At 36.4% G+C, this 26,251-nt stretch carries 25 protein-coding genes and 3 pseudogenes; 17 read left to right on the top strand and 11 right to left on the bottom strand.

The annotated features are described in order from the left end of the window. Window positions 1–1,038, bottom strand: a complete 1,038-nt coding sequence (locus tag QWZ06_RS16465; RefSeq protein WP_290299676.1) for a TonB-dependent receptor plug domain-containing protein — start codon at window positions 1,036–1,038, stop codon at window positions 1–3. After that, entirely contained in the window at window positions 969–2,333 is a 1,365-nt protein-coding gene (locus QWZ06_RS16460; protein WP_290299674.1) for a TonB-dependent receptor, read from the bottom strand. The genes QWZ06_RS16465 and QWZ06_RS16460 overlap by 70 nt, the downstream gene beginning before the upstream one ends. 324 nt (window positions 2,334–2,657) lie before the next feature. Between QWZ06_RS16460 and QWZ06_RS16455 the strand changes: the two genes are divergently transcribed. The 10 genes and pseudogenes from QWZ06_RS16455 to QWZ06_RS16415 all read left to right on the top strand — a co-directional run bounded on the left by QWZ06_RS16455 (window position 2,658) and on the right by QWZ06_RS16415 (window position 12,035). Continuing rightward, window positions 2,658–3,245: a TlpA family protein disulfide reductase gene (locus QWZ06_RS16455; protein ID WP_290299672.1), complete on the top strand. Its 588-nt coding sequence runs from the start codon at window positions 2,658–2,660 to the stop codon at window positions 3,243–3,245. Window positions 3,246–3,313: 68 nt separating this feature from the next. Next, window positions 3,314–3,790 (top strand): hypothetical protein, encoded by a 477-nt coding sequence (locus QWZ06_RS16450; RefSeq protein ID WP_290299671.1) that lies wholly within the window; start codon window positions 3,314–3,316, stop codon window positions 3,788–3,790. A gap of 64 nt (window positions 3,791–3,854) precedes the next feature. Further along, on the top strand, window positions 3,855–4,343 hold the full coding sequence (locus QWZ06_RS16445) for an SMI1/KNR4 family protein (RefSeq protein ID WP_290299668.1): 489 nt from the start codon (window positions 3,855–3,857) through the stop codon (window positions 4,341–4,343). Window positions 4,344–4,422: 79 nt separating this feature from the next. Next, window positions 4,423–5,013 carry a hypothetical protein gene (locus tag QWZ06_RS16440; RefSeq protein WP_290299667.1) on the top strand — a complete coding sequence of 197 codons (591 nt, stop codon included), beginning with the start codon at window positions 4,423–4,425 and terminating at the stop codon, window positions 5,011–5,013. Between the two features lie 98 nt (window positions 5,014–5,111). Further along, window positions 5,112–5,675: a Crp/Fnr family transcriptional regulator gene (locus QWZ06_RS16435; protein WP_290299666.1), complete on the top strand. Its 564-nt coding sequence runs from the start codon at window positions 5,112–5,114 to the stop codon at window positions 5,673–5,675. A gap of 104 nt (window positions 5,676–5,779) precedes the next feature. Continuing rightward, window positions 5,780–6,169, top strand: coding sequence for a RidA family protein (locus tag QWZ06_RS16430; RefSeq protein WP_290299664.1), 390 nt, complete (start codon window positions 5,780–5,782; stop codon window positions 6,167–6,169). A 351-nt stretch (window positions 6,170–6,520) separates the two neighbouring features. Then, on the top strand, window positions 6,521–7,192 hold the full coding sequence (locus tag QWZ06_RS16425) for a hypothetical protein (RefSeq protein WP_290299663.1): 672 nt from the start codon (window positions 6,521–6,523) through the stop codon (window positions 7,190–7,192). A gap of 377 nt (window positions 7,193–7,569) precedes the next feature. Next, window positions 7,570–8,304 carry an SDR family oxidoreductase gene (locus QWZ06_RS16420; protein ID WP_290301377.1) on the top strand — a complete coding sequence of 245 codons (735 nt, stop codon included), beginning with the start codon at window positions 7,570–7,572 and terminating at the stop codon, window positions 8,302–8,304. A gap of 240 nt (window positions 8,305–8,544) precedes the next feature. Next, window positions 8,545–9,131, top strand: a pseudogene (locus tag QWZ06_RS28300) (glycosyltransferase family 117 protein); the annotation flags it as partial. After that, on the top strand, window positions 9,132–12,035 hold the full coding sequence (locus tag QWZ06_RS16415) for a DUF2723 domain-containing protein (protein ID WP_494337517.1): 2,904 nt from the start codon (window positions 9,132–9,134) through the stop codon (window positions 12,033–12,035). Between the two features lie 142 nt (window positions 12,036–12,177). Here the strand turns inward: QWZ06_RS16415 and QWZ06_RS16410 are convergent, their stop codons facing one another. The 8 genes and pseudogenes from QWZ06_RS16410 to QWZ06_RS16375 form a co-directional block, all read right to left on the bottom strand. Continuing rightward, window positions 12,178–12,630 (bottom strand): hemerythrin domain-containing protein, encoded by a 453-nt coding sequence (locus QWZ06_RS16410; RefSeq protein WP_290299662.1) that lies wholly within the window; start codon window positions 12,628–12,630, stop codon window positions 12,178–12,180. A gap of 77 nt (window positions 12,631–12,707) precedes the next feature. Further along, window positions 12,708–14,948 (bottom strand): annotated as a pseudogene (locus tag QWZ06_RS16405) (nitric-oxide reductase large subunit). Between the two features lie 13 nt (window positions 14,949–14,961). After that, window positions 14,962–15,687 carry an iron-sulfur cluster repair di-iron protein gene (gene ric, locus QWZ06_RS16400; protein ID WP_290299661.1) on the bottom strand — a complete coding sequence of 242 codons (726 nt, stop codon included), beginning with the start codon at window positions 15,685–15,687 and terminating at the stop codon, window positions 14,962–14,964. Between the two features lie 40 nt (window positions 15,688–15,727). Beyond that, window positions 15,728–16,150 carry a c-type cytochrome gene (locus tag QWZ06_RS16395; protein WP_290299660.1) on the bottom strand — a complete coding sequence of 141 codons (423 nt, stop codon included), beginning with the start codon at window positions 16,148–16,150 and terminating at the stop codon, window positions 15,728–15,730. An 18-nt stretch (window positions 16,151–16,168) separates the two neighbouring features. Further along, the gene (locus QWZ06_RS16390; RefSeq protein ID WP_290299658.1) at window positions 16,169–16,945 is read right to left on the bottom strand and encodes a class I SAM-dependent methyltransferase; all 777 of its coding nucleotides are present in this window, start codon (window positions 16,943–16,945) and stop codon (window positions 16,169–16,171) included. A gap of 36 nt (window positions 16,946–16,981) precedes the next feature. Continuing rightward, complete coding sequence (locus QWZ06_RS16385) at window positions 16,982–17,386, bottom strand: hypothetical protein (RefSeq protein WP_290299656.1); 405 nt, start codon at window positions 17,384–17,386, stop codon at window positions 16,982–16,984. 57 nt (window positions 17,387–17,443) lie between these two features. Beyond that, window positions 17,444–17,875, bottom strand: a complete 432-nt coding sequence (locus tag QWZ06_RS16380) for an RrF2 family transcriptional regulator (RefSeq protein WP_250255170.1) — start codon at window positions 17,873–17,875, stop codon at window positions 17,444–17,446. A 160-nt stretch (window positions 17,876–18,035) separates the two neighbouring features. Beyond that, window positions 18,036–18,833: an AraC family transcriptional regulator gene (locus QWZ06_RS16375; RefSeq protein WP_290299652.1), complete on the bottom strand. Its 798-nt coding sequence runs from the start codon at window positions 18,831–18,833 to the stop codon at window positions 18,036–18,038. A gap of 132 nt (window positions 18,834–18,965) precedes the next feature. Here QWZ06_RS16375 and QWZ06_RS16370 point away from each other — a divergent pair, with 132 nt between their 5' ends. The 7 genes from QWZ06_RS16370 (at window position 18,966) to QWZ06_RS16340 (ending at window position 24,850) form a co-directional block, all read left to right on the top strand. Then, window positions 18,966–19,646, top strand: coding sequence for a TolC family protein (locus QWZ06_RS16370; protein ID WP_290299649.1), 681 nt, complete (start codon window positions 18,966–18,968; stop codon window positions 19,644–19,646). A 20-nt stretch (window positions 19,647–19,666) separates the two neighbouring features. Beyond that, window positions 19,667–20,287 (top strand): TolC family protein, encoded by a 621-nt coding sequence (locus QWZ06_RS16365; RefSeq protein ID WP_290299647.1) that lies wholly within the window; start codon window positions 19,667–19,669, stop codon window positions 20,285–20,287. A 4-nt stretch (window positions 20,288–20,291) separates the two neighbouring features. Beyond that, window positions 20,292–21,350, top strand: coding sequence for an HlyD family secretion protein (locus tag QWZ06_RS16360; RefSeq protein ID WP_290299645.1), 1,059 nt, complete (start codon window positions 20,292–20,294; stop codon window positions 21,348–21,350). Next, window positions 21,350–22,942 (top strand): efflux MFS transporter permease, encoded by a 1,593-nt coding sequence (locus tag QWZ06_RS16355; protein WP_290299642.1) that lies wholly within the window; start codon window positions 21,350–21,352, stop codon window positions 22,940–22,942. The genes QWZ06_RS16360 and QWZ06_RS16355 overlap by 1 nt, the downstream gene beginning before the upstream one ends. A gap of 179 nt (window positions 22,943–23,121) precedes the next feature. Beyond that, the gene (locus tag QWZ06_RS16350; protein WP_290299639.1) at window positions 23,122–23,658 is read left to right on the top strand and encodes a DJ-1/PfpI family protein; all 537 of its coding nucleotides are present in this window, start codon (window positions 23,122–23,124) and stop codon (window positions 23,656–23,658) included. Between the two features lie 77 nt (window positions 23,659–23,735). After that, window positions 23,736–24,122 (top strand): helix-turn-helix domain-containing protein, encoded by a 387-nt coding sequence (locus QWZ06_RS16345; protein ID WP_290299638.1) that lies wholly within the window; start codon window positions 23,736–23,738, stop codon window positions 24,120–24,122. Between the two features lie 95 nt (window positions 24,123–24,217). Beyond that, entirely contained in the window at window positions 24,218–24,850 is a 633-nt protein-coding gene (locus QWZ06_RS16340; protein ID WP_290299637.1) for a DJ-1/PfpI family protein, read from the top strand. Between the two features lie 162 nt (window positions 24,851–25,012). Here the strand turns inward: QWZ06_RS16340 and QWZ06_RS16335 are convergent. Continuing rightward, window positions 25,013–26,045: pseudogene (locus tag QWZ06_RS16335) on the bottom strand (S66 family peptidase). Between the last annotated feature and the right edge of the window lie 206 nt (window positions 26,046–26,251).

Below are 26,251 nucleotides of genomic sequence, written 5' to 3'. Positions count from 1 at the left end.
TTAAAATTTGAAATTGTAAGTGATGTTAGGTACCCAACGGAATAGGGAAGTCTGCATAGCGCGTGTTGTTCCCGGATTGTTTGGATTGTCTTCGAAAGTAATGGTGTAAGCATTTTCACGACCGTACAGGTTATAAATTCCGAATGTCCATGATCCGCGGAAGCGCTTATTCGATTCCGGTTCATAAGTAGCACTAAGATCCATTCTGTGATAAGCAGGCATTCTGTCAGCATTTCTACTGTTATATTGGAATATGGTCTGCCCGTTAAGTTCATATTTTCCGACAGGGAAGGTCACTGCATTTCCTGTGCTATAAAGGAACAATCCGGAAAGAGTCCACCTTGGGTTAAGTTGATAAGTCGCTACAATAGACAAATCATGGGTTTTATCCATTCTGGCGTTGTACCATTGATTATCATTAATTCCATCAATCTTTCTTTCCGTTTTAGATAGGGTATAGGAGATCCAGCCTGTTAGCTTTCCACTTTTCTTTTTGGCAATAAGTTCAAGTCCGTAAGCCCTTCCTTTTCCAAATAGTAATTCACTTTCCACATCTGCTGCAGTACTGAACCCAATCTGAGCACCATTTTTGAAGTCGATCTGATTTTGCATGGATTTATAATAGATCTCAGCATTCACTTCATAATTGTTATTATTGAAATTTCTGCTGTATCCTACACTGATCTGATCTGCAATCTCAGGTTTTACAGAATAGCTGCTTCCAATCCACTGATCGGTAGGATTCCCACTGCTGCTGTTGCTGAGAAGGTGAAGATTCTGGGTGTTTCTGGAATAACCACCTTTCACACTGCTCACTTCATTGATTCGGTAATTGGCTGTAATACGCGGTTCAAGATTGGTGTATGTTTTACCAAATTTTCCTTTTTCTAAATATTGGCTTCCTGTAAGTATACCATTTTCATACGTATTGAAAGTATCTCCACCCAATACACTGAATAGAGAAAGTCTCATCCCATAATTGATGGTAAGTTTTTCTGTTGCTTTAAAATCATCATTAATATATACCGCATTTCCCAAGAATATCTAGGGCTTCTTGAATATGAATTGACAATGGTTCCGGAAGCACTGCTTGGTGTCAATGTATGATAAATAGATTGCAGACCGAAACGTACAGAATGCTTATTCCCGGCAAACCAGGTAAAGTCCTGCTTAAGATTCCAGTCCTGAATCTTTGAATTTAAGTTGAACTCACTTTCATTATTTTTCAGACTGATTTTGTAATCGTAATTGCTGTAGATAAAGGACGTATTAGAGAATAATTTACTGTTGATAATACTGTTCCATCGTAATGTGGCTGTCGTATTTCCCCAATCGGTATTGAATGTATCTCCCAATCCTAATACATCTCTTCCGAAATACCCCGAAAGATAAATACGGTTATTTTCATTGATCTGATAGTTGGCTTTCAGGTTAAGATCATAAAAATATAATTTGTTGTCTTTATAATCTTTAGAAGATTTAAGGAATAGATCCGCGTACGTTCTTCTTCCTGATACAATAAAAGAGGACTTTTCTTTCTGAAGTGGACCTTCTACACTCAGCCTGCTGCTAATCAGTCCGATTCCACCGTTGACATTATAATTTTGGTTGTTTCCGTCCTTCATTTTTACGTCCATCACCGAAGAAAGACGACCTCCATACTGAGCCGGGCTATTTCCTTTGATAATACTGGCATCCTTCAAAGCATCACTGTTGAATGTACTGAAGAAACCAAGTAAATGTGAGGCATTATACACCGGAGCTTCATCCAGAAGGATAAGGTTTTGGTCTGTAGCACCTCCTCGTACACTGAATCCACTGCTTCCTTCACCATTACTTTTGATCCCCGGAAGAAGCTGTATGGTTTTCATAACGTCCTTTTCACCAAATAATACAGGAAGTTTTTCTATACTTTTGATGTTTAATGTTTCCGTTCCCATTTGGGCACTTGAAAGATTCTTATCCTTTTTAACTCCAGAAACAACGACTTCATCTATAGCATTAGATTTTTGCTCTTCCTGATTAAGGAAAAGATCCAGTTTTATATTTTGATCAACTTTGATCTGCTGTTCAAAATCTCGATACCCGGGATAGGAAATAATAATAGTATGGTCGCCTTCCGGAAGGGAAAGGGAGTAGAATCCGTATTCATTGGCTACAACGTTAATCGAGGGATCATCGCTTACTTTTACCGTTACACCAATCAGCAATTCGCCGTTTTTTTTATCCTTCACTGTTCCGCTTACAGAGCGGGTTTGCTGTTGGGCCATCACCAGAGTGCTAAAACAGAGCGCAGCAGTGGCGGCAGTAATTTTGAAAAAAGATGTTTGCATTAGTTTTTATTAAAAAAGTAGTAGATCTCTTCTATATTGTAGTGGAGTTTATTGTTTCCTGTTGATTAGTTGAAAGAATAGAGAATTAGTTACAGACAAAGTGCTGTTATTGAATAAATTAATTTTCAGCTTCATCGTTCTTATCCTCATTCAAGTAATTTGGGAACAAATATAATGTAACTTATGTGAAGCATAGCAATGAATTAGAGTAATTGTTCTATTTTTTTCTTTTAATTTGAGAAAGTAGAGATGATGGATCGTTTTCTATGGCTATGAAAGCAATAAAAATTCTATTTTTGTTAAATACGTTTATAGGGTATAAGTATGGAAGATTTAAAAAAATGGATAAGGACGCATTGGTCTACGGTTGTTATGGTGGTTGTATTGATCATTATATTGGTGAATCCTGATGCCAAAGCATGGTTGATGAGGCAGGTAGCATCAACTGGGATTCTTAATTCAAGTATTTCCGAATCTGTAGATAAGCCTGGAAACGTAGCGGCCTATAGCGGCTTGATGGTAAAGAATGAAGATGGAACTCTTATTGATCCTTCTCAACTTAAAAATAAAGTGGTCTTTATCAACTTCTGGGCTTCATGGTGTCCTCCTTGTCGGGCAGAATTTCCTTCTGTTCAGAAATTGTATGATCGATATAAATCGCATCCGGATATGGTATTTCTTACGGTAAATCTGGATGATAATCTTGCTCTGGGGAAAAATTATATAAAGAACAAAGGATTTACCGTTCCTTTTATAACGCCTGCAGGCAGTATTCCGGAAGAACTCTATAATGGTTCATTACCTACTACTGTTGTACTGGATAAAAAAGGAGAAATCCGCCTTCACCATACCGGAGTAGCAGATTACAGCAAAGACTCTTTTTATGAGCAAATTGATTCACTATTGAAATAAATAATAGCAATATAATAAGCATTTTGAGTAGTTGAGAATATATCCGGCTCATACCCATGAAAAAAAATATGAATTTATATACCTTGTTTTCCTTTCATCCAAAAGAAGATTATTATTTCTCAGTGATAGATAAAAAAGGAGATATTTTTGATAAATTTCAACTTCCTGAATGTCGGAAACTTTCGATGAGAAACAATTGTATCCCTATTAAGGAAGAGTTTACAGATCAGTATCTCCTGAATCTGAATGATTTTTTGAAGCAATATGATATCTACACCTGCTATACCGGTGGTGTTGGTGATTTGTTTTCTGAGAAGGCAGTTGCCATTTTAAAAACCGAGCTTCAGGATGAAATTGAGTTTATTCCATGCCTGCTGAAAGGGCAATTGATTCCTGTATATGCTGCTTTATTTCTAAAATCAGCATCTATGGTAAAAGATTTTGAAGGAATGGGACTTGCCTTTGAAGATCCGCTTTTCTTGAATGTGAAATATGCTGTTCAGGATGAAATAAAGGGGTTAAATTGGTTACGCAGGCCTTTGTAGATCTGGTGAAAAAATACCATTTGAATATTGAATTTACATTACAAACTTCAGACAAAGCCTAACCATGATTTTATTTAAAATAGTGCCCATTGAAGAAATAGAATTAGAGATTCTCAAAGAAAAAGAAAACTTACAAAACTTTCCTGAAATCGTTGATTTTCCTTTCCCTGAATACTATAAAAAACTGGTTACTTTAATAAAAACCACGGAAATTTCTACAGAAACTATTTTATATAATGCAGTGGAAGCCTTCAATAACAATAAAGAATTTGTATTGCCCGATCATTGGTGCTTTGCAGGAAATGGGCAAGGGGATCAATGGTTTATGGATAAAGAAGGGATAGTCTTTTTTTATGATCATGATTACGATGAAAAGTTGCAGCCTATGAATATCAATTTTGAGCAGTGGCTGCAGATGGCATTCGTTATTCAGCAGTTGGACGCATATTTTGATGAACATGAAGATATTCCAGGAGTAATAAGAGAAGGGTTTTATAAAGCGTTGAATGGTATTCATCCTACGCTGAGTGAAAATTATCCTTTTATAACTTAACATGAACTGAAATAAGAACTTTAAGATCGCTATTTTTGAATCGAAAGAAAATTATTTAATACCATTTTCACTCCTTATTATGAATATAAATCAACTGAAGGAAAAAGCTCAACCCCTAATCCGTAAAGCCCAATTGTTTATTTTGGCTAATGATCAGGATGAAAAAACAGCTTATACCCATGAAGATAACTCTCTTCGTTTTATCGTAAAACACTCAGATCAATGGATGGGGCTTATAGAAGAACAGGAAGAATTCACTTTTTTACCGATTAATATAAATTCCATTGACTTAAATGCTTATACTGCTTTAACAAACAGAGAGATAGAAATCTATCCGCCATTTGAAACATTAATGCATTATGGAGATCAAGAAGTTCAGCAATGGATTATTGAAAACGAGGGTGATAAGAATGATCTTTCCAGCTTGTTGGCTTTCTCTACAGATGAATACACTGATATCTGGATGGATTCTCATCCTATTTACTCCAATGATGGAGTTTTTGCTTTTCAGGGGGGATGGGCAATGACCTGGCCGGAAGATGATGCACCTATGCAATGGAATGAAGATCTGGAGTTTCTTTTCCAGTTCGGGTTACAGGATGAACCTTTTGTAGAAGTTTTTTATGATAAAAAGAATTTTTCTTATATCTGTATGGAGCGCAATACATAAAGAATATAAAAGCAGTACAGATTATTACTAATGTACAAATACTGATGCTGATCTCCTTCATGAAAAAATGGTACTTTTATAGTTCCAAGAAATAGAATATGTCAGATCAGTTAAGAACCCATATCGAAAAAATACTTCCTCTCAGTGATAAAGAATTTGAATATGTATCTTCCTGTTTTGCTTATAAAAAATACAAGAAACACCAATTTTTAATACAGGAAGGAGAGGCTGTACCTTATAATTACTTTGTATTGAAGGGGCTTTTAAAATTGGTTTATACCGATGAATCCGGAAAAGAACATATCGTAGGGTTTGCGATGGAAGATTGGTGGGAAACTGATTTTGCAGCTTATTATCAGAACCAAAAAGCAACCATGTCATTGGAATGTGTAGAAGATACTGAAGTATTATGTCTCACTCTTGAAAACTACAGAAAAATTTGTAGTATTCATCCTAAAATGGAACACTTCTTTCTGGAAAAGGCTTATCTGGGATTTATTTCAGCACAACAACGGATTATTTCCACAATGACAACAGGAATAAAAGAACGCTACGAGCAATTATTAGAAAAATATCCGTCTCTGGTACAGCGTGTCCCAAAATCATTACTTGCTGCTTATCTGGGAGTTTCCCGAGAAACACTAAGCCGTCTACCTTTATAAGCTGTGATATTCGTCACTTTATAATCGTGATTGGAATCACAGAATTTTGAGGTCTTTATTCTGCAATTTTGCCATGTAACAGATCATAAAATTCTGTAAAAGCAATGGAAAAAAGAATTATCAACCCGTGGACATGGCAGAATGAAAGAAGCTATGCTCAGGCCGTAGAGGTAAAAAATGTAGAAAGTACTTTATACTGCTCAGGACAGGCAGCTATTGATCCTGATGGAACCTCAAGCAATAAGGATATGAAAAGTCAGCTGGAGCAGGCAATAGCCAATCTTGAAGAAGTAATCACAACAGCAGGCTATGCATGCAAAGGAATTGTGAGATTAAATATCTATACCACTTCAACTCAGGAGTTATGGCCTCATTTTCCTATTCTCCAGGAGTGGATTGCCTTACACTCTATTGAACAGACGGTTACTATGCTGGAAGTCAATGGCCTGTTTGAAACCCTAAAAGTGGAACTGGAAGCTACAGTTGTTCAATAATTGATAAAATTATATTTTAAATCACAACCTTTGAATGTTTCAGAGGTTGTGATTTTTTTATGGGCATAATGTTTATTTGTTACATTTATATTAATTCTGTTATTGTTTGTTTTTTATCTTATTTAACTGCTTTATTAGCTTGTTTTTATGGGGTTATAAATAAATTTAAATAACATTATTTAAAAATAATTTGATACTTATATTTGATTATTTTTGAATATTATTTATTAAATTTGTTATTCTCTTTAAGGTGATTTACTTGAAAATACCGCTAAAATTGTATCTAATTAAATTTTGTATCCTTAGTTTGGTAAAATATATTTTAAATAATAATCAGAAAAAGAATTTATTATGAAACAAGCACACATCCTTTTATTTCTTTTGATTGGGAATCTCTATTTCTTACAAGCGCAAGTAGGGATTCAAACTTCCAATCCACAAGGCGTTTTTAACATTGATGCAGCCAAAGATAATCCGGCTACCGGAGTTCCGTCTGTCGCTCAGCAAGCCAATGATGTTGCCGTAACTGCAGCAGGAAATATGGGAATTGGTATTACAGCTCCCACAAATAAACTGCATATCAATGGAACTGATCCTCTACGTTTGCAGGGACTTACTACTGGAAATACGACCACAGATCCCTTAATGGTAGTGGATGCTACCGGAGTTGTAAAAAATATTGGTACATTAGGCGCTTTATCTATTCCCAACCCGGCAGTTTTCCGACTGGAAACAGCACAAGCCAATTTCTTGCAGGCGCAAGGTGCCGGAGGATCACAGGTAGTTCCTATGTCTGTCGTTAAAAACTCTATTTCGGGAATGAGTTTTAATGCAGGAACAAGCACAATTACTTTTCCGGCAGGAACTTATCAGATAACCTTTGTGTATGAGGCTATACATAATGCCACAGGTTGCAATATCAGCTCGTACTTTGTAGATTTCCTCTCAATACAGGAACGACCAGAATCCATAATACGGCTTCACATATTGAGGGAGCTCTTTCCAATCATGGAGGAACCATAACTTACGCCACCACAGTTCCAGCCAATAGAACATGGACAATAACTCTTGGAAGGGGGCAATCTGGTAACTGTTCAGGAGCAGGTATGAGTCTGGCTGCAACATCTACCCAATTGTTGGTTTTCCGAATAGGAGATTAATTCTTTATAAGCTCACATATCAGGCGTTGTAATAACGAAAATTCTAATAACACAAATATAACACTGGCTTTAGCTGGTGTTTTTATTATATATCAAGGTTATAATGATAATATTCTATGGGTAACCCTTTTTTTAACTGAGGCTTTTCTTACCTTTATATAAGCTAATTTGTAATGATATAAAGGATATGAATATTCAACTTTCTTCAAAAATGCGCTCGTAGGAGGAGCTACACAAGGAATAGGAGCCGGAATTGCCATTGAGCTGGCTAAATGTGGTGCCAATGTTACGGTCATGGCTCGCAACGAAACAAAACTTCAAGATTTCGTAGCAAGATTACCAAAAGTAAACCCGGATCAGAAACATGAATATCTGGTAGCTGATTTTTCAGATTTTAAAAGCTATCAACAAATCATTACACAATATTTTAGTACACACTCCATCGATATTTTGGTAAACAATACCAATGGCCCGGAACCGGGACTTGCTGTTGATAAAAAGGTCTCGGATTATCAGAAAGCTTTTGATCTCTTATTTAAAACAGTCTGTGAAACAACCTTATTGGCTTTACCTCATATGATTGAACAGAAAAATGGACGAATCATTAATGTTTCTTCACTTTCTGTAAAAGAACCTATCGGAAACCTTGCCCTTTCCAATTCCATACGGTCAGCAGTAGTGGCATGGGCAAAGACTTTATCCAACGAAGTAGCCCAGCATCATATTACCGTCAATAATATTTTAACAGGCTATTTTGATACCGAACGTATTAAAAAGCTCGTGAACCATGAATCTCAACAGTCAGGTATTTCTGAGGAAGACATCAGAAAAAACCGAGAAAATAAAATTCCAATGAAAAGATTCGGAAAACCGGAAGAATATGGTCATCTGGTAGCTTTTCTCGCTTCAGAATATTCCTCTTATCTTACCGGAACAAGTATTCCTTTGGATGGAGGACTGAATAATACCTATTAAAAAGTTTAATTGATATGGCTGGAAGCAGGAAGTGAGAGGCTGGAAGTTACTATTAGACTTAATATTTAATATAAGTCAGCATGAGTCAATTTAAATAGCTGGGCTATAATTTATATGTCAACAACTTTCAGTTCCGCGCTTCCATTCTCATGCCTCATTTACGATTTTGTAAAAAAAAATCACAGGTTGATGTAATAAACCTTTCCTGTCAGTTGTCATACTAATATTGGAAAATATTATATGAAAAACTGGTCTTTTAAAAAATGGAACACCGTACTGGGCTGGTTCCTTTTCGCTATTGCATTGATTACTTATTTCTCCACTATGGAACATTTCCTGAGTTTTTGGGATTGTGGGGAGTATATATCTTCGGGGGCAAAACTTGAAGTAACACACGCTCCGGGAGCTGCTTTATTTCAGATTGTGGGAGCGGTGGCCAGTATCTTTGCATTAGGAGATAGCAGTAATTATTCTATTGTGATCAATGCAATGTCAGCACTTTTCAGTGCATTAACTATTTTGTTTCTGTTCTGGACGATTACTCATTTTTTAAGGAGACTTCTCAATAAGGATTTTGAAGAAATTACAAAGCATCAGGAAATTTCGATTCTGTTTTGCAGGAGTTATAGGAGCTTTATGTTTTTACATTTTTCAGATACGTTTTGGGTTTTTCAGCGGTAGAAGGAGAGGTGTATTCTATGGCTTCTCTGTTTATTGCATTGCTCATTTGGCTGATTACGAAATGGGAAAATGAATATAATGCAGCAGATAATGAAAGATGGATCATTCTTATTTTCTTTATTATTGGACTTTCGGTGGGAGTACATATGATGTGTATGTTGGCTATTCCGGCCATATGCCTGATCTATTACGCCAGAAACTATACATTTACCTGGAAAAGTTTTATCATAGCCAACCTGGTTACATTGTGCGTTCTTGCATTTGTTTTTAAAATTATTTTTCCGTTGATTATGACGTTGTTTGGGCAGCTGGAGATCTTCTTTGTAAACGGTTTAAGACTTCCTTTCCATTCCGGGACGATTGTCGCTTTTGTTGTGATGACGGGCATTTGTTATGGGTTGATTATGTATGCCAGAAAAACAAAAAAGAAAATTTATCAAACCATTGTTTTATCCATCGTATATATGATGATAGGCTTTTCATGCTGGCTGGTAATTCCGATCAGGGCAAATGCCAATCCGCCTATGAATCTTAATAATCCTGATACTGCTATTGGGATGAAGGACTATTACAATAGGGAACAGTACGGAGACTGGCCTACTATTTATGGACAAAATTATACGGCAGCTCTTGATAAGAAAGGATTGGAAAAGAATGAAGACGGAAGCTATAAAAGGAAAGTAACCGGAGATATGTACGAAAAGGATGAAAAGACCCAAACGTACAGAAAAACCGGAGAACGATTTAATTACGTCTACAATAAGTCCCATATAAGTTTCATGCCTAGGATGTTTAGTGAAGATAAAGAGGTAATGGCTAATTATATTTCGATGTATGGAGCTCCTGATTTTACGTTCAATGATGCTAATGAGGATGTAGCAGACAATCCACAGGCGAAACAGATTTTTGATGAATTAAGAGCTAAATATGAAGATGATTCTATCACAGTTGACGATTATATGAAGGTGAAACCTTATGACCTTATCAATGTTCAAAGACCTTCATTGAGTCAGAATATGAACTATTTCTTTTCCTTTCAAAATGGCTATTATTTTGTAAGATACCTGATGTGGAATTTCGTAGGAAGACAGAATGATTTTCAGGGACATCTGGAAAACACCCATGGAAATTGGATTTCCGGTTTTTCTTTTATAGACAATGCCTTATTAGGAAATCAGGATAATATACCGGCTAAATTTAAAAATGAAAGTACTGTAAAATTCTTCTTTTTTCCCCTTATCTTGGGACTGGTTGGCTTCTTCTTTCAGTTGAACAGAGATTTTGGAAGGTTTTATGCACTTTTATCGCTATTTATCGTGACCAGTGTAGGGATTGTTTTTTATACGGGTGTAAAACCATTTGAAGTAAGAGAAAGGGACTATGCCATGGTAGGCTCATTCTATGCTTTTGCTATTTGGATAGGATTGGGGGCAGGATCAATTTTGTGGTTTATTCAATCCAGAATAAAATCTAATGCAGTGAATATTGCATTGGGAATAGTCTTGCTGGGAATTCCTTTTATGATGGGTTTCCAGAACTATGTTCCCCATGATAGAAGCCGAAAATCTGCTGCATATGACTCTGCCTATTCTATCTTGGCATCTTTACCTAAAAATGATATTGTTTTCATTTATGGAGATAATGATACCTATCCGGTTTGGGGAATTCAGGAAACAGAAAGGCTTCGGGACGATGTAAAAACAGTAAATTTCACCATGTTGGCCACTCCATGGAACATCGATCAGGTAAAAAGAAGAACATATAATGCTATGGCTGTTCCTGGTGAATTAACTCATGAGGATTACCGAGATGGCGTAAATGATCAGGTGTATCTTATGAAAAAGGAAGACTGGGAAGGCCTTTTTGCCATGTTAAAAGAACAGGGAGCTCCCGAGACTGAGTTTCAGGAATTCAGAAAATTTCTGACTCAGGATTCAATGACATTAAAAGATGCGCTTAAGTTTCTTAAATATAAGTCTCCGGCAAAAGACGAGCTGTTGAAAATGTATTTTGGGGAAAAAGAATATGAAAAATACAATATTATTCCGGTACACAATTTTATTCTTCCTGTCAATAAGGAGAATGCTGTAAAGTCGGGAATTATTAATCCGTCTGACCTTCCCAATACAGTAGATCAGATAACGATTAATTATGAAGCCAATACTCTTTATAAAAGCCATCTTATTATGTTGGATATGTTAGCTAATTTCGATTGGAAACGTCCGATTAATTTTTCTTCAGGCGGAATGTATGATAGTCAGAATATCTTTTATCTTGATAATTATCTACAGTTTGACGGTTTTAGTTATAGATTAATTCCTATTCAGACTCTTCAGGCAGAAGATGGAGATAAAGGTAGAGTGGATGCTAATTCTCTTTATCATATCGTAAAGAATTTTAAATGGGGAAATTTTAAAGATTTGAGTATTTATTATGATGAAACCGCTACGTCCAATATTATAGGGTACAGAACATCTGCAAACCGAGCCGTTTTAGGACTGGTTGCAAGTGGGCAGAAAGCTAAAGCAATGGAAATACTAGATCTTGTTAATAATGAAATTCCTGCTGAAAAATATAATGATCCGCGAACATTAAGTTCCATTATAACAGCTTCTATTGTGGCAGGACAGGAACAGAAAGGACTTCAAATGGCTGCAAACCTTATAAAGGACATTTTTAATGAATATGATTATTATCTGAATCTTTCGCCCAAGTTTCGCGCAGCAGCCAGAAGGCAGATGAGGTCTAAACCGATGGAATATGCCCTTGTGGTTTCTGCAGTGGTAGAAGCTTACAAAAAGTTGGGACAAAATGAAAAAGCACAAAACTATTTACTGAAGTCTGTAGAGCCGATAGATAAGAAATTCAATGTGTTTATTAAAAAGCTTCAGCAGATGGATAAAGAAAAGGCGATGAAAGAAGCTGAAAATGTTCAGCAGATTGCTCCTTTTTATCAGTATTTGTTTAATGTAATGGAGCCTTTTGACTCTACCTATTCAAAAAAGAAAGAACAGCAGATCACCACAGCGATTATGAAAGCTACTCAATAATAAAAAATATAACCATTAAGGTCAGATAAATACTCAGGACTAAGGATTTTGTTTTTATAGTTTCGTTTTAAAATCTTTGATTTTACCTTGTACATTCTGAGCTTTATCTCCTTAATGGTTTATATATTATAATATATGGAAACTATTTCCAGAATTCATCAATATACATATCTTTTTTATCAGTATGAATATGATCTAGTTTTTTTCCTATCGTATTCAGTACAGAACGATCTAACTTTTCTTCTAAATGGGGAAACCAATTCCGTTCCTCAAAGCGGATATGCTGTTCAAGAAGGTCTGCAAAATCAGAAAATAAATGAGCTGCTTCCGAATCTTTAATTTGACAAACCAATACCTTTATCTGTTGATGTTCTGATCGGATGCGCTCTGTATATTCATCCTCAAAATAAGGACAAAGAATTTCTTCTTCCTCTCTGAAATGATCTTCCAGATGATCTTCAAAAAAATAAAGAATATACTTTTTAATTCGGTTAGATTCAATTTCTTTTTTTATTCCCTGTCTTATTTTCCAGCTGCAAAGCAATCCGGAATGATGATCTCTTGAAAGAAGAACAATATTTTCATTACGTTTCATGTTGTTTTAATTTTAGAAGAGATAAAAAATATTAAACCCTGTAGATTTTCAAGCCTAGAAGGTTTAATGAAGATGAGTTAACGTTTTTCTTTCAATGACCATCCAAATTTTAATCCGATAATGAAAATAACAAGCAACAGTTCTCCGGCAGCCAATAAATATCACCTGGAACCCTCATCCATCGTAAGAAATGCATGATGTCTGTCTGCATAAACTCTGCAGAACGTGCATACCAATATCCTTCTTTAATAGAAGCCACGGATTGCATTATTCCTATCGGAAGAAGGCTGATAGTCACCATCACCAGTAATCCGATATTGGTTAACCAGAAAGCCCAGCCTATTAATTTGTCATTCCACTCACGATCAGGATAAAGGCCCCGAAGTACAAACATCATCAATCCGATTCCTAAAATTCCATATACTCCAAACAGGGCTGCATGACCATGTACAGCAGTGGTGTTTAATCCCTGAATATAATATAAGGCAATAGGAGGGTTGATGGCGAATCCAAAGATTCCGGCTCCCAGGAAATTCCAGAAGCACATGGCAATAAAACAATAGATAGGCCATTTGTAAGCTTTGATCCACTGGGTAGATTTACTTAGCTGGTAGTTTTGATAAGCTTCATATCCAATCAATACAAGAGGTACAATTTCCAACGCACTGAAAGTAGCTCCTAATGCAAGTACTGCGGTAGGCGTTGCACTGAAATATAAGTGATGAAATGTTCCCAGAATACCTCCTGCCAGGAAAATAATAGTGGAAAATAACACTGAATTGGTGGCAGACTTTAATCGTAATAACCCTAATCTTGTAAACAGAAAAGCAGCAACCACTGTGGCAAAAACCTCGAAGAAGCCTTCTACCCAAAGGTGAACCACCCACCATCTCCAATATTCTGCAATTGCCATATGGGTTTGTCTTCCATACATAAGTCCGGCACCATAGAACATAGCAATTGCCACAGAAGAAAGTGTAAATAAAAGCAATAAATGACGATCACCATCTTTACGTTTTAGTGCAGGAAGAAGAGCTCTTACCATTAAAACCAACCAAAGAATTAACCCGATAAGCAATAAAATCTGCCAGATTCTTCCCAATTCTACATATTCATAGCCCTGATGACCCCATAGGAAATTATCAACCAGTCCCAATTTTTGTATGACCCCAAGCCATTGTCCGGTTAAAGATCCTAATACAACAATTAATAATGCTCCAAACAGGATATTGACTCCTAATTTTTGATATTTCGGCTCATGTCCGGATACCGCCGGAGCAATATATAGCCCTGTAGCCAGCCATGAAGTGGCAATCCAGAAGATGGCTAATTGTACATGCCAGCTTCTGGAAACTGACTGGGGTAGAACTCATCCAGAGGAATTCCATAGAATCCGCTTCCTTCCACTCCATAATGAGCGGTAATGACTCCGGCAAGCATCTGTACCAGTATCAGTAATGCAACTACCCAGATATATTTCAGAGTAGCTTTCATAGATGGAGTAGGCTTCATATTTCGTAATGGGTCTTCAATAGGAAGAGCTTCACTGATTTCTTCTTCTTTATTTCTGGCATGATAGAACACCAACAGCCCGACGGAAGCCAGCAATAATAATATACTGAATCCTGACCATAAGTGTAAAGAAGGTGGTGGAACATTGCCTACAGACTCATCGTGCGGCCAGTTATTGGTATAAGTGACATTATCCCCGGGACGTTCTGTAATGCATACCCATGTACTCCAGGCGAAAAAAGCGCTCATTTGAGACATTCTTCCACTATCTTTGACTGTATTTTTTGGAATAGCATACTGATCACGTAGCTGCGCCATGGAAGGGTCATTCATGAATAATTTTGAGTAATATTGAGAAAGCAGCTTCTGTACTTTTGCTCTTTCCGGGGAGAATATGATTGCATTTTTTCCTTCATCAAAAGTATTGGTGCGAAGTTCCTTTTTCAGCAATACCTGATATTTTGCCTGTTCGTCATCAGGCAGTTCTTTATAGATCTTATTATCTTTTTTAGCCAGCTCATCAAGCAGGAGAAGAGATTCTCTGTGAAGGTAATCGGCAGTCCAGTCGGGAGCAATATAGGCACCATGTCCCATATACTTCCTACGGTTTGTCCTCCAATAGATTGCCAAACATTCTGTCCGTCTTTAATGTCCTGTCCCGTAGCAAGTACTGTACCATCGGTGCTTACGACCTGATTAGGAATAGGAGGGATTTTCCTGTAAATTTCAGTTCCGTAAAATATAAGGACAGCAAACGAAGCAACCATTACTACAGCAAGCCATCTCCAAAGTTTTTTAGGTGTCATTTGATATCAGTTTTTAAGGTTCAATACTAAATTCTTTTTCCAATTGGATAGCTTTCGGGAAAAGAATATTATTTTCAAGATGAATATGTTTGTGAAGGTCATTTTCAAAATCCTGGAGCATAGCAAAAGCCACTTTGTACGTATTGCACGCATCAGCAGGAGGAGTGTATTCGTTAGTAATCTCTGCAATTTTTCTGAAACGGTCTCCTTCTACTGTATGTTCATGCTGCATCATATGCACCGGATTTTCTACTGTTCCGAATGGCGGTTGTACCAGGTTGTTTCCGGATGTTTTGGATTTTATCATATTTCTTACAAAAGGAAACAGGATCAGTTCTTCTTTTTTCATGTGAGCTGCCAGATCGTGAGCAGATTCATTAAATATGGCGTTGATCTCAAATAATTCCGGATGTCTGCCTCCGTGAACTTTGCATAATTTATCAAGAAAAGCCTGTAAAACGGAAGTTTTTTCCTCCACATACCGATGGTGTGTTTTCTCGATATAATCTGCCAGAAGATCCAGTGGCCAGCTATTGAAGTCGATAGAAGTGCCGTCATTTTTTGGGAGAGCTTCCAGCTCTTCATAAATTTTTTCCGGATCAAGTTTTTTATTGCTACATGCTTCTTCTATTGTTCTTCCGCCTTTACAGCAGAAATCGATTCCGTGTCTTTTAAAAATAGCAGCAGTTCTGAAGTCTTCAGCTACCATATTTCCTATAAAATCTGTTTTTGCGTTCATAATATAATACTTTTTTGTCTTTTATTATTTTAAATTTTTTTTATTTCTTTAATGAAAGAATATATTTCACCATAAGTTTTGCGTTGTCTTTACTCAAGCCATTATGAGGAGCCATTGGAATATCACCCCAATTTCCTTTTCCCCCTTCAATGATTTTCTGAGCCAGCCTATCAATATCTGCTTCAGTATATTTTGCAGCGACTTCCTGATAGGAGGGGCCTATTAATTTTGCATCTGTTTTGTGGCAGGTAAGGCAGTCCATTCCCTGAATTAATTTTAAACCTTCATCTAAAGAAGCTGTACTGGCAACCACCGGCGGGGCTGGAGTTTCTACAGGTTGAGATGTTTGCTGTGTAGAATATGGATCTGCTTGTGGAATAGGCGTGGTTTCTGGTTTTGAACAGGATAATAAAATAGAACTGAAAGCCAGGATAATTGTGGTATTAAAAAATTGTGTTTTCATAATGAGTATCGTTTATAATTATTTTTTCTGAGCAAGAATGGCAACCGCGCAAAGGCAATCCTCATATTTTTTAAAAGTTTTACTCATTCTTATGATCCTGGATCGGATTCTAGGCTGTGTTAAGATATTCCCTGCAATTTTCAGAAATCCGGAAAACCCTTCATCACTGATGATTCTTTGAGGTTTTAAAAGATTCATGGGAGCGGTTTCCACTTTTATAATTTCAAATCCTTCTTTTTCCAATAAACGAGTCCACTCTGAGATCGTTAATGGTCTTGTATTTACTTTCAGGGTTACAGCGAGTTCTTTTTGTATCTGTACTTTTACATTTTCATCCAAACTATCAGGAGCTAAGGCAAGCTCATGAATCGCATAGTATCCCTTTGGAATTAAAATTCTGGAAGCCTCCTGAATAATTTCAGATTTTCTGTGATCCGCATGCATGCTCAGCATGGCTTCTCCATACACTTTGTTAACGGATTGTTCAGACAGAGAGCTTAGTGCTGCGCTCCCCAATCGGAATACAGCAGGACTTTTTTCAAATTTTCTATTCAAATAGCTTATCGCATTTTCATCTGCATCGATCCCTGTATAAGATTTTGGTCTTTTTTTTAAGGTTATTTGTGCTGTCTGCCCAAGGCCGGGAGCAAATTCTACTACATCATCATTGATTGTTATTTTTAACATCGATAACATTTTCTGAGTAAGGGCAATACCACCTGGACGAAGTACTTTTTTGCCCATCTTAGCTAATAACCAATGAGCAGACATTTTTTCAATAGGATCTGTTTTCATGAGACTGAATTTTAAATTGTAATATGATGGCAAGCATTAGAAGGATAGCTTTTCCTGTTTCGGCATAAATAAATAATCATGCAGTGGAGTAGGTGATAAAGGCTTACCAGATGAAAGTAAATCAACTCTTGAATTCAGAATTGGCAACATCCAAAGATGTTCTGAAGCAAGGATACAGACTAAAGCTGTAAAGATCATAAAGTCGGTTCTGGTATAGTTTTTACGACTAATTAGCATAAGTATCATAATTAGGATCAAAAATATCCATTGTATGTTAGTAGAGATTCCAAACATAATTTTTCCCAACCCTAAAGCTGTTGTTAAGGTGATTCCCTGTACCTGAAACTTCAAGGGAGTTTCTAAAAAGCTAACCGTTATAAACATTCCTGCCATAAAGCTGAATAACATGAGTACGAAAGGGTTTTTGAGATGAATCTTCATTTTTTTTAATTTAAATATATTAAGACCTTTTTATCTTTTATTGTTTTAAATTTTTTTTTACGTTTTAAGATAAGTCAATTCTAAATCAAGGTTATCCACAAACATCTGTATTTTAGAGGTTTCAAGCATAATGCGAAGGTTCTGTCTGATGCTTTTGAATTGTTCATGAAGCGGACAGGGATGAGTTTCTGAGCATTGCTTAAGCCCAAGCCCACATCCTGAAAATAATTTATCACCATCTATTTCCCTTACAATATCTGCAATGCTGGTATTCAGGTTTCTAGAATCCATGTAAAATCCTCCGTTGGGGCCTTTTGCAGATTGTACAAATCCTTTTCTACTCAGATCCTGTAGAATTTTAGCAATAAAATGTTCGGGAGAATTGATGCTTTTTGCAATATCTTTAATACCGACCCTGCTGTCATTTTTAGATTGCTGGGCAATGTAAATTAGTGCTCTTAAGGCATATTCGCAGGTTTTTGAAAACATTTTAGCTGAATTTTATAGGACAAAGGTATAAATTTATTTTTAATAAAAGACAAAATAGTCTTTTATTTGATGAAGATCATATTATTTCCATCTTACGGATGGGTTGGCGGAATTCAAATAAATTATGATGAAATGGTCTCAAAATCTTATGCGCAAATGATCAGAAAGCCTTACTACTTTTTCTAAGATCCGAAGGTCGGGACTGCGTAAACTCATGAAACGTATCACTAAAAGCACTGATTGAACTATAGCCAACATCATTCGCGATCTCATTAATGGGCTTATCCGTACTGAGAAGAAGTTCTATGGCTTTGATAATCCTTAATGTTTTCAGATACTGAAGAAAGGAAATGTCCATATCTGCTTTAAAGAGGCGTGACATAGAGCGCTCACTCAATCCGAACCTGTCACTTACATTGGTAAGGGTTAACTTTTCTCCCATATTCCATTCCAGATAAGAAACTATTTTCATCATCTGCTTGTTATGAGTGGCAGGAAGAATAATAGGCAAGGGTTGTTTATGGGTTTTAGGCAGAATTTTTTTTAAAGCAACCAAGAACTCAAAATTTTCATCTTTATCAGTAACATGTTTTTCGTCCCATATCTCTGTATATTTGATCATTTGGATTAAAAGTTCCGACGCCGGATATATTCCCAGTCTGCCATAAAAAGGATCCAAAAAATCATCATAGGCATAGAAATATAAAGAACGTAGAACGGTAGCCGTATGCCCAACTTCTAAAATATGTTCCATTCCCTGAGGAATCCAAAAGAAGTGTCGGGCAGGAACTACATAGGTTCGATTACTGATGGTAATATAGGCAATACCGCCTTCCACGTAGCTCAATTGCCCTTTGGTATGTTTATGAAAAGGGATGAGTTTCTCTGATTTTTCATGCATAACGAATACACTTTTCTCGTGTTTATCGATGTCAGGAAGTGCTGCAATTAATCCCATATTAAAACTAAAATATTGATGAAAATGCAAATATAACAATTTGGCCGGAATCATGTAAAACTTGACTATTTTAGATAAAAATAATTTCAGGATTGCCAATAAATTTGCAGTGCAATAATTCGAAAAATTCAAATGAAAATGTATGTCACCGGATTGCTGATGCTAGGAGCTTCCTACACAATATCAGCTCAGACAGGCAGTCCACGAAATGATACCATACGGATTTCCCTAAAAGACGCATGGCAAAGAGCTGAAGAAAACAGCCGTCATATTAAAATCAATACCATTAATGTAGACATCGCGGAAGCCGAAGTAAAAGACACCAAAAGAGAGCGACTTCCGGAAATACAAGTTAAAGGATCTGCAGAAAAAGCGTCCAACATCCCCATCTATGAAAACGGAATATTTTCCAAGCCTACCCAACATGAGGTCATCCACACCCTTTACAGAGTAGGAGCCGATTTTTACCTGAACATTTACAACGGAAATAAGCTTAATCTTAAGATCAAAGAAAACCAAACTTTGCAGAAGGTTAAAGAAATTCAAAAAGAACAGGCCGTTTCCGATATTCATTATAAAACAGCAGCCCTTTATCTAGAACTTCAGAAAACATTAATATTCAGAGATCTTATTCAACAGGATATTAAAGACCAGGAAGTACAGCTTAAAGAAATCAAGTCTTTATATAAGAACGGAGTGGTTTTGAAAAGTGATGTTTTAAGAATAGAACTTGAACTTTCAAAACGTAAAATGACCCTGATTACGATTCAAAATGATATTCTGATTGCCATGCAGAAACTGAATATTATTTAGGAGTTCCTGATGAGCAGATCGTGATTCCGGAAGCTCCTTCTGTACAATGGGATGCCAATACAACCTACGCAGAATATTTGAAACTGGCGATGGAGCATTCATTTGATTATCATGTTTCTGAACAGGGAACAGAATTAAGTAAACTGAAATTGAAGCAGGTAAAAGCTAATGTACTCCCTAAAATAGGAATGTATGGGGAATTTTATTATGCCAATCCACAGATTTTCCTTTACCCTTATAATCCTTATTGGTATTCATTAGGGATAGTGGGACTTAAGGCTTCGTTTTCCATTTCTTCGCTGTATCACAATACCAATAAAGTAAAAGCTGCTAAGCTGGAGTTTGAAAAAGAAGAAGAGGTACATAAAGATACGGAAGATAAGGTAAGACAACAGGTAAAAGAAGCCTATTTACGATATCAGGAGGCTCTTGAACAGATCAAAGTTGCTGAAACCAATGTCGCCCAAGCTAAAGAAAATGCACGTATTATCAAAAATACTTATTTCAACCAAACCTCCCTTATTACAGAGCTTTTGGATGCAGATATCCAGGTACTTCAGACAAAATTTGAATTGGAAGCAGCGAAAATCATGGCACAGAACAATTATTATTTACTACAAAATATTACAGGCGTTTTATAATACAATGAAAAAAAAATATACCCCAACCGACAGATTGATCACAAAGATCACAGGATGGATTTCAGTTTTAATCGTTGCCTCACTTGCTGTTTGGGGCGGTTTTACTCTAAAAAATTATTACAGATATGAACAGACCAATGATGCTCAGGTTCAGGAATATATAAATCCTGTTATTTCAAGAGCAGGCGGGTTTATTGTAGCCGTAAAATTTGAGGAAAATCAGGAAGTAAAAAAAGGAGATACTCTTTTATTAATTGATAATCGTGAATATGTTCTTCAGCAAAAACAAACTCAGGCTGCTCTTCAGAAAACCCGTGCACAATTGAAAGTCTTACAAAGTACTACGGGGACAACCGAGAAGGAAGCTGCTGCTGCACAGGCACAAGTAGATGCTAATAAGGCAAAAGTGTGGAAACAACAACTTGATTACAACCGTTATAAAAAGCTTTATGATGAAGAATCTGCTACAAAACAGAGACTTGAAGATGTAAAAGCAACACTGGATGTTAACGAAAGTGATTATAAATCTTCCCAGGATAATTATGCTGCTTCTGTATCTAAAATTAGTGATATTCAGGTCGAAAAAACCGTCGTTCAGGCTGAAATTGCAAGATTAGAAGCTTTATTAGACCGTCATAAACTCGATGTGAGTTATACCGCTGTAGTAGCTTCATATGATGGGCGAATGGGACGAAGAACTGTTGAGGTCGGACAAATGATCGATGCCGGAGAAACACTTGCATTTATCGTTAATAACGAAACTGATAAATGGGTAGTGGCTAATTATAAAGAAACCCAGATCAAGGATATGAAAATTGGAGATCAGGTGAAAATTGTTGCAGATTCTTATCCTGATAAAGAATTCAAAGGAACTATTATTTCATTGTCTCCGGCTACAGGTTCCAGTTTTTCATTACTGCCTCCTGATAATTCTACCGGAAACTATGTGAAAATTGTTCAGCGTATTCCTGTAAGAATTAGAGTAGAAGGGAAAAAACGAGAGATCGACATTCTCAAAATGGGAATGAATGTAAATGTATATGCGAATAAAAAGCATTCCTAATGGCTAAAAGACAAATGCCCTTTTTTAAAAGGTGGGCACCGGAATGGCTGGTGAAAATTATTCTTTTTTCCATGACTTTACCGGGAATTATCATTTTCTTTCTCCCATTGACCAATATTAATGCAGCGGCAGGATATTATGGGAGTGAACCTGCTGATATACAGTTTTCAGTAGCCTTATTCTATGCCGGATATGTTGGATTTTATAGCCTGGAAAGAAGATTTTTCAGTTTTCTGGCCGCGAAGGAATATTTTCTTCTATTTACGACCTTGCAGATTGTAGCTTGTCTTATATGTTATTTTACCCGTGAAGTTTATATTCTTTTTCCCATACGTTTTATTCAGGGAATGTTATTTGCCGGAAATGTCAACCTTTCATTGACCTTGATTTTTACGCGGTTAAACAGTGAAAGGGGAAGGGAAGTCAGTTTTTCCGTGTTTTTTGGAATTCTGATCTGTGCATTACCTTTTAATAACCTGCTAACGGCAGATCTTATAGATTCCTATAATTTTAATATCGTGTATAAAACAGCGATCTTCTCATATCTGCCGGGACTTATTTTTCTGACACTGTCCATGACGAACTACAGACCCAATGTGAGATTTCATTTGTATAAATTGGATTGGCAGAGTTTTGCTGTTTTGAGTACGATTTTAGTGCTGGTAGGATATATAAGCATTTTTGGACAGGAATATTATTGGCTGGAAGATAACCGGATTTTAGGAAGTGTAATAACGATCATTATCTTGATCGGGATATCTATTTTCCGTCAGAATTCAATTAAAAGACCTTATATAGACCTTAGGGTTTTCAAATACAGAAATTTTAAAGTCGGAGTATTGATTCTTTTCGTCATGTATATTTGTCGTTTTGCTTCAGGAATTACAAACAGCTTTTTTGCAACAGAACTGCATCTGGATCCATTTTATATCTCTTATATCAATGTATTTAATCTTTCGGGGTTAATTATTGGAGTTATCATAGCCTGTTGTATGGTTTTACAGAAAAAAAAGATACAATATATCTGGGTGCCGGGTTTTCTGATGCTGCTTTTATTTCATGCTTTGATGTATTACTCCTTTGATGTACAGGCAGATGAATTCAATTATTATATTCCATTATTTCTTCAGGGATTGGGAGTAGGATTAATCATGGTTCCGACAATTATTTATATCATATCATCAGTTCCGGCCTCTATGGGGCCATCTGCAGCAGCAACCGCTTTAGCGATTCGTTATTTTGGATTTTGTGCCAGTATTGCATTGATCAACTTTTTTGAACTTTTTGAAAAAAGTCGTCATTATAATGCTTTTCAGGATCATGTAACAGCGGTTGATCCCTATGTAAAAGACTTTCTTCATAAACAGACTGCCAAACTTACAGCCAAAGGAATGCTTGAAGATCATGCGGTAAAGGCTTCCAATAAATTGTTGGTAGGAAGGCTTAACGTTCAGGATCATGTCCGTTTTGCGATGGACTATTATGAAATGATGGTATGGCTTTTAGCAGGTGCATTACTATTGATCATCTTATTTCCCTATTTGAATCGTACAGCCCTTTATTTAAAATCCCGCAGGTTATCGCCCGCATAATTGTTTAATGTAAAAGTATAGCTTATTAGCTAATTTTATAGTGAGAGTGCTGAGGCTGCCTTTTAAGGCAGTCTCTTTTTTGATGATAGAAATAAATATAAAGATGGCCGAAACTGTTGTTTTTTTGTCATTGCAGCCATATTACATTCTCTGTACCTTTGTATCATACAAATTGAGATATGGAAAATGCAGGAAAAGAATCAGGAATAAAACATATAGCACTTTTAGTCTTACCACAGGTTCAGTTGTTGGATGTTGCGGGACCGTGTGATGTATTTACAGGAGCTAATCTCTTTTTGTCAGATGATAAAGTCCTTCAAAAATATCAAGTTCATTTAATATCCGGAACCGCCAATACAATAATATACTCAAGTTCAGGAATTCCTTTGTCATGTACCCATACCATTTATGACATAGACTTTCCGATAGACACCCTGTTGGTGGCGGGTACAGATCTTGGAACCTTACATGAGATCAATGCAGACCTTTATTCCTATCTGCAAAATATGACGGGAAAGGTGAGGCGTATAGGTTCAGTTTGTGTGGGGGCTTTTGTTTTAGCTAAAGCCGGATTGTTAAAGGGAAAACAAGTGACCACCCATTGGAAATATGCTGATATACTGCAACGGACTTATCCTGAACTGGAGGTGAATATTAATCCGTTTTTATTCATGATCACGGAATTTATACTTCAGGAGGTGTATCTTCCGGAATAGATCTGGCGCTGGCATTATTAGAGGAGGATTTCGGAAAGTCAATTGCTTCAGAAGTAGCCAAGCATCTTGTGTTACATTTGAAAAGACCAGGTACACAATCTCAGTTTGGAAATGCTATTTCTGATTATGAAATACTGTCGCCCTTCACAAAGGAGATCAGGGATTTGCTTAAAGACAAATTGGGGCAGGCGATCAGCATAGAATTTATAGCCGAATCTGTACATATGAGTGTTCGTAATTTCTCCAGAGTCTTTTTGAAAGAATCAGGAATGACTCCCGGTCGGTTTCTTGAAAAAATGAGATTAGATCAGGCTAAAAATATGTTGGAATATACAGAAATGAGCATTGAAATGATTGCTGAAAAGTGTGGCTTTGGAAGCGTAGTCTCTCTTCGTCGGCTATTTTTAAAATATCTCTCCATTTCTCCGGTACAATACCGTAAAACCTGTACGGGAATCGAATAATTCTTTTACTCTTTATAATCTATTAAGGCTGATAACCAATTGTCAGCAAGGAAAAACATATCCTTATTTAAACTATTAATTTTTAGAATATCATTATGAATCAACAACAAAAGAACAAGACAATGAATGTAGCATTTTTGATTTATGATCAGGTAGAAGCTCTTGACCTGAATGGTCCGCTGGATGTTTTTATTAAAGCGGATCTCATATCTACAGGAAGCTATCATTGTTATACGGTTGGGAAAACAAAAGACGCTGTATGCATGGAAGCTAATACCATGACTGTTGTTCCGACTTATGATATACAAACAGCTCCCAAGCCAGATATGATTGTCATTCCAGGAGCTAATCCGGATTATGTGATGGAATACTTACAGAATAAGGATTTTCAGAATACAGTCATGCAATGGATCAAAGATCAATATCAAAATGGAGCTGTTGTTTTTACAATTTGTACAGGAAGTATGCATCTGTCTAAAACAGGAATCCTGAATCATAAGGAAATTACCACCCATTCTATGTTGCTGGATGCCTTAGAACAATATAATCCGGAAAGCATAGTGAAAAGAAATGTTCGGTTTGTAGATCAAGGACAATTGATTACTACAGCGGGAATAACAGCTGGAATAGATGCTGCGCTATATTTGGTTGAAAAGCATCATGGAAAGGAATTGGCAAATACTATTGTAGAGCTTTTTGAATACCAGCAGAAAGAACTTAAATATTAATATTTAGACAACTAATATACATTATAAGTATTTATAAAGAGGAGAGCTCTGCGTGATCCGTGAAATCTGTGAGAAAATATAAAAATTCATTTTGCAGATGGAGTATTGGAGGTTTTTCGGCGGGCCAAAGGCCCGCCGAAAAACCTCCAATACTATGATCCTTTACAGAACTCCGCTTTCCAGAATAGAGAACGTCTTATGTATACAGTTGATTTCAGCCAATCTTCCGTAAGGAAGAGTAAAAGTAGGGCAGGTATGCCCAAAATCCATTTGGGTAATAACCGGCAGATCATATAAACCTTCTTCATCCAGAACCTTTAATATTTCTGTTTCATATTCTTCAGCATAAAGATTGTCATAAGGTCTCCCGAAAATTATTCCCTTAGCATTTTTCAAAATTCCTGTTGCCGCATAATTTCGAAGCCAATATCTGACATAATCAGGATGAGGTTTGCCTTCGGATGTTTCAAAAAAGAGGATGCAGTCTTTCCATATAGCAGGATCTGGCCAATAGTCAGTTCCTTTAAGCATTTCTAAACTTCCATACAACCACCAATCAAATGTCCTTGAACAATAGAATTTCCTCTCATAAATCGCCATCCTGAAGGTGGAGTTAATTTTCTTTTAGTATCCTGTAGGGAAATATCAAACCAATCAAGAAATTCAGTCGTCCAGCCTTCCCGGTTAGGATGAATCTGGCCGATTACAGAAGGAGAGAACAAAGTACGTTTAATATCATTAATCTGATAATCATGCATGGCTCCGTTTTCTGCAAAACCAACCAGTAGGGAAGTGCCATAGAATGAGCTTAAACCTGCTTTGAGGCAGATAAAATGAGTAATAGTACTGTCTGAAAAGCCTAGAAATATTTTAGGATTATTTTTAATGATATCCAAATCAATATATTTCAGCATTCGGATGCTGTCATCCCCACCAATATTTGAAATAATGGCTTTTATAGAAGGATCAGAAATGCCTCCATAAGGTCATGAGCTCTTGCTTCCGGATTATTATAGATCCATTGTGCTGGTTGCAAGGCGTGCTCAGTTTCAGTAACTTCCAGATTGAAGATCTTATTCAATCGCTCTTTGCCTTTTAAATATCGGTATGGGAGATCACCGGCTGCACCCCATGACATAGAAATGCTTGCCACTTTATCACCATCGACTAATCTTTTGGGAGTAATTAATTTCATAAATATTGAACTGCAAAATAAAACAGAAAGATTTGATTGAGAATGATTTAATTGTGAGAAAATAAACCAAATAATGGCTTTTATAACCACTTTTTTCAAAAATAAAACATCTTTATCAGAAATCCAATGATAAACAGTAAAAATAAATGAAATGATTTTTATCTGAGGATGTACAGGCTCTGATTGATCAAAAGATTCTCTGAGGA

Origin of the sequence: Chryseobacterium tructae (genome assembly GCF_030409875.1) — a bacterium.
GTDB classification, from domain to species: Bacteria; Bacteroidota; Bacteroidia; order Flavobacteriales; family Weeksellaceae; genus Chryseobacterium; species Chryseobacterium tructae.
The sequence above is the reverse complement of the archived record's forward strand: the minus strand, read 5'-3'. Positions and strand labels throughout refer to the sequence as shown.

Bases quoted from the DNA above. Each gene is read 5' to 3' on its own strand.
- QWZ06_RS16370 (WP_290299649.1), top strand. From the start codon at position 18,966: ATGAAAATGTATGTCACCGGATTGCTGATGCTAGGAGCTTCCTACACA.
- QWZ06_RS16460 (WP_290299674.1), bottom strand. From the start codon at position 2,333: ATGCAAACATCTTTTTTCAAAATTACTGCCGCCACTGCTGCGCTCTGT.
- QWZ06_RS16360 (WP_290299645.1), top strand. From the start codon at position 20,292: ATGAAAAAAAAATATACCCCAACCGACAGATTGATCACAAAGATCACA.
- QWZ06_RS16435 (WP_290299666.1), top strand. From the start codon at position 5,112: ATGTCAGATCAGTTAAGAACCCATATCGAAAAAATACTTCCTCTCAGT.
- QWZ06_RS16410 (WP_290299662.1), bottom strand. From the start codon at position 12,630: ATGAAACGTAATGAAAATATTGTTCTTCTTTCAAGAGATCATCATTCC.
- QWZ06_RS16445 (WP_290299668.1), top strand. From the start codon at position 3,855: ATGATTTTATTTAAAATAGTGCCCATTGAAGAAATAGAATTAGAGATT.
- QWZ06_RS16385 (WP_290299656.1), bottom strand. From the start codon at position 17,386: ATGAAGATTCATCTCAAAAACCCTTTCGTACTCATGTTATTCAGCTTT.
- ric (WP_290299661.1), bottom strand. From the start codon at position 15,687: ATGAACGCAAAAACAGATTTTATAGGAAATATGGTAGCTGAAGACTTC.
- QWZ06_RS16415 (WP_494337517.1), top strand. From the start codon at position 9,132: ATGATGTGTATGTTGGCTATTCCGGCCATATGCCTGATCTATTACGCC.
- QWZ06_RS16340 (WP_290299637.1), top strand. From the start codon at position 24,218: ATGAATCAACAACAAAAGAACAAGACAATGAATGTAGCATTTTTGATT.
- QWZ06_RS16430 (WP_290299664.1), top strand. From the start codon at position 5,780: ATGGAAAAAAGAATTATCAACCCGTGGACATGGCAGAATGAAAGAAGC.
- QWZ06_RS16380 (WP_250255170.1), bottom strand. From the start codon at position 17,875: ATGTTTTCAAAAACCTGCGAATATGCCTTAAGAGCACTAATTTACATT.
- QWZ06_RS16395 (WP_290299660.1), bottom strand. From the start codon at position 16,150: ATGAAAACACAATTTTTTAATACCACAATTATCCTGGCTTTCAGTTCT.
- QWZ06_RS16350 (WP_290299639.1), top strand. From the start codon at position 23,122: ATGGAAAATGCAGGAAAAGAATCAGGAATAAAACATATAGCACTTTTA.
- QWZ06_RS16440 (WP_290299667.1), top strand. From the start codon at position 4,423: ATGAATATAAATCAACTGAAGGAAAAAGCTCAACCCCTAATCCGTAAA.
- QWZ06_RS16355 (WP_290299642.1), top strand. From the start codon at position 21,350: ATGGCTAAAAGACAAATGCCCTTTTTTAAAAGGTGGGCACCGGAATGG.
- QWZ06_RS16390 (WP_290299658.1), bottom strand. From the start codon at position 16,945: ATGAAAACAGATCCTATTGAAAAAATGTCTGCTCATTGGTTATTAGCT.
- QWZ06_RS16375 (WP_290299652.1), bottom strand. From the start codon at position 18,833: ATGGGATTAATTGCAGCACTTCCTGACATCGATAAACACGAGAAAAGT.
- QWZ06_RS16450 (WP_290299671.1), top strand. From the start codon at position 3,314: ATGAATTTATATACCTTGTTTTCCTTTCATCCAAAAGAAGATTATTAT.
- QWZ06_RS16425 (WP_290299663.1), top strand. From the start codon at position 6,521: ATGAAACAAGCACACATCCTTTTATTTCTTTTGATTGGGAATCTCTAT.
- QWZ06_RS16455 (WP_290299672.1), top strand. From the start codon at position 2,658: ATGGAAGATTTAAAAAAATGGATAAGGACGCATTGGTCTACGGTTGTT.